The 7,277-nt window shown below is 37.1% G+C and carries 10 protein-coding genes; 1 reads left to right on the plus strand and 9 read right to left on the minus strand.

Going from position 1 to position 7,277, the window contains the following annotated elements:
* Positions 1–510, plus strand: a 510-nt coding sequence (locus ACFVSW_RS27705; RefSeq protein WP_387319849.1) for a transposase, incomplete at its 5' end; no start/stop codon positions are given.
* A 241-nt stretch (positions 511–751) separates the two neighbouring features.
* Here ACFVSW_RS27705 and ACFVSW_RS27710 read toward each other — a convergent pair.
* The 9 genes from ACFVSW_RS27710 to ACFVSW_RS27750 all read right to left on the minus strand — a co-directional run bounded on the left by ACFVSW_RS27710 (position 752) and on the right by ACFVSW_RS27750 (position 6,979).
* Positions 752–1,189, minus strand: coding sequence for a VOC family protein (locus ACFVSW_RS27710; protein ID WP_093274033.1), 438 nt, complete (start codon positions 1,187–1,189; stop codon positions 752–754).
* A gap of 161 nt (positions 1,190–1,350) precedes the next feature.
* Positions 1,351–1,689 (minus strand): YolD-like family protein, encoded by a 339-nt coding sequence (locus ACFVSW_RS27715; RefSeq protein WP_387319850.1) that lies wholly within the window; start codon positions 1,687–1,689, stop codon positions 1,351–1,353.
* Positions 1,690–1,835: 146 nt separating this feature from the next.
* Positions 1,836–2,435 carry a hypothetical protein gene (locus tag ACFVSW_RS27720; protein ID WP_387319851.1) on the minus strand — a complete coding sequence of 200 codons (600 nt, stop codon included), beginning with the start codon at positions 2,433–2,435 and terminating at the stop codon, positions 1,836–1,838.
* Between the two features lie 235 nt (positions 2,436–2,670).
* On the minus strand, positions 2,671–3,036 hold the full coding sequence (locus ACFVSW_RS27725; protein ID WP_387319852.1) for a hypothetical protein: 366 nt from the start codon (positions 3,034–3,036) through the stop codon (positions 2,671–2,673).
* A gap of 118 nt (positions 3,037–3,154) precedes the next feature.
* Positions 3,155–3,655 (minus strand): GNAT family N-acetyltransferase, encoded by a 501-nt coding sequence (locus tag ACFVSW_RS27730; RefSeq protein ID WP_387319853.1) that lies wholly within the window; start codon positions 3,653–3,655, stop codon positions 3,155–3,157.
* A gap of 261 nt (positions 3,656–3,916) precedes the next feature.
* A complete protein-coding gene (locus ACFVSW_RS27735) occupies positions 3,917–4,420 on the minus strand; it encodes a DinB family protein (protein WP_387319854.1) in 504 nt (167 codons plus the stop codon).
* A gap of 254 nt (positions 4,421–4,674) precedes the next feature.
* Positions 4,675–5,181 (minus strand): GNAT family N-acetyltransferase, encoded by a 507-nt coding sequence (locus ACFVSW_RS27740; RefSeq protein ID WP_387319855.1) that lies wholly within the window; start codon positions 5,179–5,181, stop codon positions 4,675–4,677.
* A gap of 421 nt (positions 5,182–5,602) precedes the next feature.
* A complete protein-coding gene (locus ACFVSW_RS27745) occupies positions 5,603–6,100 on the minus strand; it encodes a DinB family protein (protein ID WP_387319856.1) in 498 nt (165 codons plus the stop codon).
* A 369-nt stretch (positions 6,101–6,469) separates the two neighbouring features.
* Positions 6,470–6,979: a DinB family protein gene (locus ACFVSW_RS27750; protein WP_387319857.1), complete on the minus strand. Its 510-nt coding sequence runs from the start codon at positions 6,977–6,979 to the stop codon at positions 6,470–6,472.
* Positions 6,980–7,277 lie beyond the last annotated feature (298 nt).

Consider the following 7,277-nt stretch of genomic DNA (forward strand, 5'->3'; position numbering starts at 1 on the left):
GACAGAGTCAGCTCTCATCAAGAAGATGTATCACGATTGGATTCGATTCCTGGTATAGCAACCAGAATGGCTGAGCAAATTCTATCCGAAATTGGAACTGATGTGAAGAAACAATTCCCCACTGCAGCTCATATGTGTTCTTGGGCAGGATTAGTTCCTGGACAAAATGAAAGCGCTGGAAAAAGAAAATCAGCCAAAACTAAAAAAGGAAATAAGTATTTAAGATCGGCGTTAACAGAAGCAGCTCATTCAGTAAGAGGATCCAAAAACTATCTCGGAGCACTGTATAGACGTACAGCATCCCGAAAGGGTAAGAAACGTGCTGGTATTGTAGTCGCTCACGCAATGTTACGTATCTCTTATTATCTCTTAACCCGAAAAGAAATGTATGTAGACATAGGCGAAGACTACTTTGATAAGAAGAGACAACAATCAATTGTTCGACATTCTCTGAGAAGACTCGAAAGTTTAGGATACATCGTTACGCTCGAAGAACCTAAAGCTTCTTAATCCGTTCACTTTATTACCATAGATCAATGAAATTGGCGCTCTCCCCTTTTTTTAAAAACGAATGAGCTGCGTCTTCTTCAGTATTGCCTTTTTCACTTTATTACAGAAGTTAATTTTCATGGTAGTGGAACAAGAAAAATGGCTGCCGCTCCACCCCTTTTGTTAAACAAAAGCACCCCGATAGTTTAAGAAGAAATCTTTAAAGTTGGAGATCTAAATCTTTTAAAGTCCCATTCAATATTTATCTGATTTTCTCCGCCAGCTCTAAAATAATTCCCTCTGGACCACGAACGTAACATAACTTATAACTTTCTTCATATTGCTGTATCTCACTAAAGATTTCCGTGCCCTTCTTTTTCAATTTTGCAACAATAGCTTCAATATCTTCAACAGCAAAGCAAATATGTCGGATACCCAGCGTATTTGCAAAAGGTTGCTGAATATCTTTTTCATCTGACGGCGTATAAAATTTGACTAGCTCTATCCATGCCTGACCATCTGGCATCCCCAATCCTACACATGCCGTTTTAACATCATTAAGCCCAACTATTCTGTCCAACTGTTCTCCATCCAATTCCCATTCCGCTTGCACTTCAAGTCCTAAATCAAGAAAAAACGCTTTAGCCTCTGAAAGATCATTTACGTTTATACTCACATGATCTATTCTATTGATCTTCATATCTCATACCTCCTATGTTCCTGTTATTTTCAATACCTGTATTCGTGTAAGGTTTGTTTGAAATTCTAATTCGCTTAAAACAGGAAAATATCCTTCTCCAACAAATCTGCCACTTTAGTTCAATAATAAATAATTAGGCTGACGCTATGCTTGATGTCCTCTTAATCCACTACCTTCACACCTACCACACTAGCGAAAACCACCCTCTCAAATTCTCCAGGCTTCACCTCAATACGGAGCTCATGCGTAATAGGATCCACGTAATGAACTCGACCATTAATATTGTGAGTAAATCCATCATTCCATACCTTCAGCTTTACGGAATGGTTATATTCCATCGAGTAAATTATACGCAGGTCGAATTCCTCTCTCTCATGCTCGTCAATGATAGGCATCCTTATCCGTTCAGTATCGAGCCAAAAATCCCGCTGCATCTTTGCTTGTTCGGGTTGGAGATATGCCGCAGCCCATTTGATTTTACCTCGGTCGCGTATCGCCATAATATTCACCTCGATAATATTATACACGAACAAACGTTCTTTATGTAATAAAATAAATTACCACTTTCTCAACAGTCTTTAGTTATCTTATTAAACAAAAGCACCCGTTAGCTTAAGTACAATATTTCACAAGCTTCCTTAAATTATTATCCTATAACCTTATGAGCTGAAAAATTCTTAGCAACAACATAGGAGTTACCCATTACTAACAGTCTATAATCTGTTCTATAGTCCTGTTCATTTCTATAATGTAGTGGCAACACTGTTGTCTTATAGCCGTACTTTGTTAACACATTCCTATATGAATCCAATAAGTTTAATGGACCCTTAGCAAAAAGTCCAAAGCCCCCATCTAAAAGTGTATCAATTCTATAATTTAAGTATTCACCAAACGGTATGTAACCTTTGGTATTGCCATTATGAGTTTTATAAAGTTCCCCAATGACTTCTGTAGTCGAATTAGTTCTTCCGTTAAAGAATATCTCACCCCATTCTTTGTTATAATTCCATAGCAACTCATGTTCACTGAATATCTCCCATTCTTCAAACACATCGTATTCAAATCTATGAGTTCCGATGTCTTCACAAACAATCTGCCACTCCTCTTGAATTTCCTCTTCATCATAAAATGATAGGTTAATATTAACTGTTATTTTGTCTAAGTATTTTTTAAAACCAACAAGGTGTATATCAACATCAGTCTTATTGTTTAGTTTTGTAATTGCTTCATCTAATTCTTCCAGCATTATAGCTCACCTCATTAATTCTCCATTGATTTCTAATATAAATTAAGCAAAAAGGAGCAAAAAATAATGATCCTCCACATTTGAATTATGAAGCTAACCTGCCCCTTTAGTTGAAGAATAAAATGGGCTTTACTCTTTATTAAAGTAAAGAAGGACATTAATTGCATAAGAAATAGCCGCCAATTATGGCAGCCTGACCTTAAAGTAAAGCTACCCGTTCTCTGAATAAGAAAATTTATGTTTCTCCATAAAAATCAGCAAAATATAAAAATCCACTTTTCCGCACAATGTAATTACTTAACTCACTCTCAGTAGCTTTTTCGAATGGAGGTTTTGTTAAAGTGTATGCTTTTACATTAGGATAGAACTTAAAAAAATTGTTCTTATCAACTTTATTATAAAATATATACTCGTATATATCTGATGTAAAAGATTCTTTAGGATAACCCATAAACAACACGTGAGTTCTTATAGCCATTTTTGGACTTGAATGTAATAAAAGAAAAATGACTACTACTACTATACTACTGCTGAATTCTGTATTATTTTTTTCAAAATACTCCATCCCTTTATTTCGCTTTGGGATATTATTCTCTAACATATAGTAAAAGTCCTTTTTAATCTAAACTTTCCGTTACTTCAATAAGAAAAAGCATTACCGTTGTTCCAGTAATGCACCCGTTAGTCAAGAACCGCTACAATCGTATTACGGTATTAAATTACCGATCATAAGGTTCGAGCTTCAAAATAAATTCTTCAACATCCTTGCCTCTTGCGTTGGAAAAGCCCTTATCTTCAGAGATGATTTTAAACCTGCATTTTTCCAATACCCTAATGGAGGCGAGGTTATCTTTAGCGGCACGAGCATAGAGCGGGCGTACCTTAATATACTCCAGAAACTCTGACAACGCTTTAGTTGCAATACCATGACCCCAATATTCATTTCCAATCCAGTAGCTTACTTCGGGTTCGCCGAACTGTTCAAAGTTCGAGACGTGTCCAGTGACAATGCCATTGAATAATATAGTCTTAATTGTGATAGTCTCGTCAGCGATATTTTTTTTCCAATGGTCAAAAAATGCGTCCTTATCAGTGGGGTCTTTAGCTGTAAAGGCAGCCATATAGTTCGCCGTTGAATCTAGTTGTTGTTCGAAAAAGATAGGAAGATCTTCCTCTGTGATATCTCGTAGCTTCACTTCGCTTTTGCTAATGGATTCCATATAATTCACAAGCTCCTTAACATATTTTTGAATATAAATTCTTCCAAATTTAGAGAAATTCCTTCTTCAACTAACCTGTCCGTTAGCTCAACAAGCAAAAAGATCGCCGCAGCGATCCCCGTCTTTAACTCTTGCACCCGTTAGCTTAAGTACACTTTTTCACAAACTCATACAAAAGCACCGTTAAATTACGATCCCTTTTTTCAAATAAAGCCTTGTTTGTACTGCTTGTTTATATTACTTAACGCTCAATAATAGTAATTACATTTTAGGGGCTTCCATACCTATCATAGCCCATTCCTCTTTTGATGGACCATAAAGACCAGGAACTGTTAAACCTGCTTGACGCATAAGAATTGTCATTTGTCCTCGATGGTGAATTTGATGTTGAATTAAAAAAGATAAAATCTCTCCCTTTGACATTTTAAGCCCAAACATATCCTGTACTTCTCTAAGACTGTTGTCAGTCCACTGATTTTTTACTACTTCAACCAAACCATTACTTGCTTGTTGATAGCTGTCAGAGATGAACTTTGCTGAAGTTGGAACTGGATAATCTTGATTAGGAGAATCAAAAGAAAGGTCTGTTCGAGATGTCACAACGCCAATTGCTGTTACCGTATGCCAAGCAATTCGACCTAACGTCCAATTTTGAGGTGTTACTTCTTGAGGTAATGATTCATCAGTAAGTTGATTAAGGATTTTTTGAGTAGCGTCTGCTTCAAAATTCCATAATTTAAAGAAACCATCTAATGTTTGAAACATATTCATCCTCCTCACTTAAATACTTCACAAATATATTCTACACTTTCAAAAAGATGCCTGCTCATTTAACAAAAAACCACTAATTAATTTCTAAAACAATAATATTAATTAAAGTTATTATTAGCTATCTTGTTGAACTAATCTGCCCTTTAATTCAATAACAAAAAGCCACCAAAAATGGCAGCTGGATCTTTAACTCTTGCACCCGATAGTTTAAGTGTAACTCTTCACATATTTCTTTTTAGATATTAATTTTAAATGGTAACAGAATAAACATATACTTTTTTTCCCCATTTATTTATAGTTTTCATCACCTGCATTCCAATTCGTTCAGCGACTTTAGTTGAAGGAATATTGTTTATATCGGGCAATGAGACTATCCTATTTAATTTTAATTGTTCAAATCCGTAATTCTTACACGCTAAAGCTGCCTCTGTTGCATATCCATTCCCCCAGACACGCCGTACAAACAAATAACCTATTTCCATCTCCATTACACCATCTACCTCTTGAGGAACAATTCCACATTGTCCAAGAAATTCTCCCGTCACTTTATTTTCTACTATCCATAAACCTACCCCATATTGGTCATAATTTTCTTGGGTCCATTCAATCCATTCCAGTGTCTCACCTTCGTTTTTGGTTGAAGGATAGTACCTCATTGCTACTGGGTCTGAAAAGATTTCCATCAAATTTTTAGTATCATCTTTAGTCATTCTTCTTAAAATTAACCTTTCCGTCCTCATAACTGTATTGTCCATCCTTTAATCCTCCTACGATTATTTCTATGTTATTTCCACATAATTAATCTTATAAATTTTAGTAGTTCCTTATTCCGCTAAACTGCCATTTAGTTGATCAACAAAAAAAGAGCTGCCCCCGCAACTCATCTTCAACTCAAGCCCTCTTTACTTTAAGTACATTACTTCACAATCTTTTTTACACCTCAAAAAAACTCAATCCCTTAAATATGTTGTCCATGCAAAAAGACGCCTTCTTATTAAAGAAAAGCGCCCTTTTCTTGAATAAACAAAAAGCTGATATTAACTGGTATTATTCAAGTAAAAATCCTCAACTGTTAGTGATCAAGGAGTATAATTATTCTTGTCCGTTGTAGTAGAGTAACGGCGTTCATGCCAGTGACCTACGACTTTTTGGCGAGTATTGGACGAGAAACTTAATTCATTGGGCTTCCTCGTCGGCCGAAGGGCCGTAGATGCCCGGCACCGGAATATCGAGAAGCCGCAAATAAACCCCGAGCTGCGCCCGGTGATGAACCATGTGGCTTAATCCGAAGGTGCGGAGCGCGATCGCCCGCGGCTCTCGAAGGATGATATGGTCGCCGTGGCGCAGAGTCCATTCCTCGCCGAGCGCTTTCTCTTCGCATTCGGTGAGCAGCTTTTCCAACTTGCCGACGTTTACATCGAACTCCTCCAGAACGTCAGCGCGTTTTTCCAAAGGCTCGCGCCTCAGCGGCACGGTCGAAAGATCGAACTCCGGGTACTGAAAAATCGCGACTTGCCAGTTTAGCAGGTTGATCAGGTGCGTGGCCAGCCCGCCGAGCGTCATCGATTTCTCGTGCGGCTTCCACGACATATGCTCCTCGGGCAAGCGTTCCAGAATGCGGCGCGTAGTGGCCAGTTCATGCGATGCGTCGCCGACGATCAGTTTTTTGACCATAAATTCCTCTCCTCACTTATGGGTATTGTAAAAGCAATTAACTTATTCTTTTTTAATATTCTTTATCAGAATGAATTATTCCTTTAAATATTATTATTTATCTAATGAGATCTTCAATTAAATGGCCCGATTGACGAATAAAAAACTAATGATAATTGTTCAACTAAACTGCCCCGTTAGTGACATAAGGATTTTTAAACAACATTATTATTTTTTAATGACTTTATTGTAAATTAAACAACTTTATTATCTCTGTACAGTAGCGTCAGGAAAATGCGGATTTACAACCTTAAGGAAGTTTCAATATTAAAAAACCTAATTTCTCAGCATTAAATGAGAAATTAGGTTTTTTCATTAATAGAAAAAGACTTATAAGTATTTATCACTAATCACTTTCATATGGTGTAACTCGTGCCCGACAATGCCATATGCAAGGGTACCTATCGAAACTGGGCTGTTCATTACAGTTCCATTACGATTCCATGCTGCATCATCAATGGTTGAAATAAGACTTAACGTGTTGGAGCGTACCGTTTCTAAACCAGCTAGTAGCTGCTCCCAGGATAATTTGTTGAAGTTTGCTGCAGAAACGTATTGATCCTGATCCATTGCTGGGAGTGGCGCACTTTCATTTCGTGCAATGGCAAGCATTCGATACGACATCACACGTTCAGAGTCGGTCATATGCCCAATCACTTCTTTTAAAGTCCATTTCCCTGGTGCGTACGCCTTCCTTGCTGACTCCTCTGATATGCTGCTCAAGAGGGTAATGGTCTTAGTTCGTTGCTTACTAAGTATTTCTTCAATATCTCCATCTGGCACAAGACTAACATACCTAGCATGCTCTGGATTTTCAATAGATAATGGTCGTGAACGCACAAGAATCCTCCTCATCGGAATAGTTAATTATGGTTCTATACTAATATTCGACTGTCAAGAAGATATTTCCTTTATTTGATATTTAATTTCATTACCGCAAAATAATTGCAAATTAAACAACTTTATTACCTCTGTACAACTGATTTATGCAGTTAACATAATACAGATAATAATGGATTAATTCACTTTTTACTAACCTGCCACTTTAGCTCAATAAAAACAGGATCGCCGCAGCAACCCCGCTGTTCAACTAATGCACCCGTTACTTGAATAAAAAGTAAGTATAATCAAGCCCCCA

It is taken from the genome of Neobacillus sp. NPDC058068, assembly GCF_042885335.1.
Lineage (GTDB): Bacteria > Bacillota > Bacilli > Bacillales > Cytobacillaceae > Neobacillus.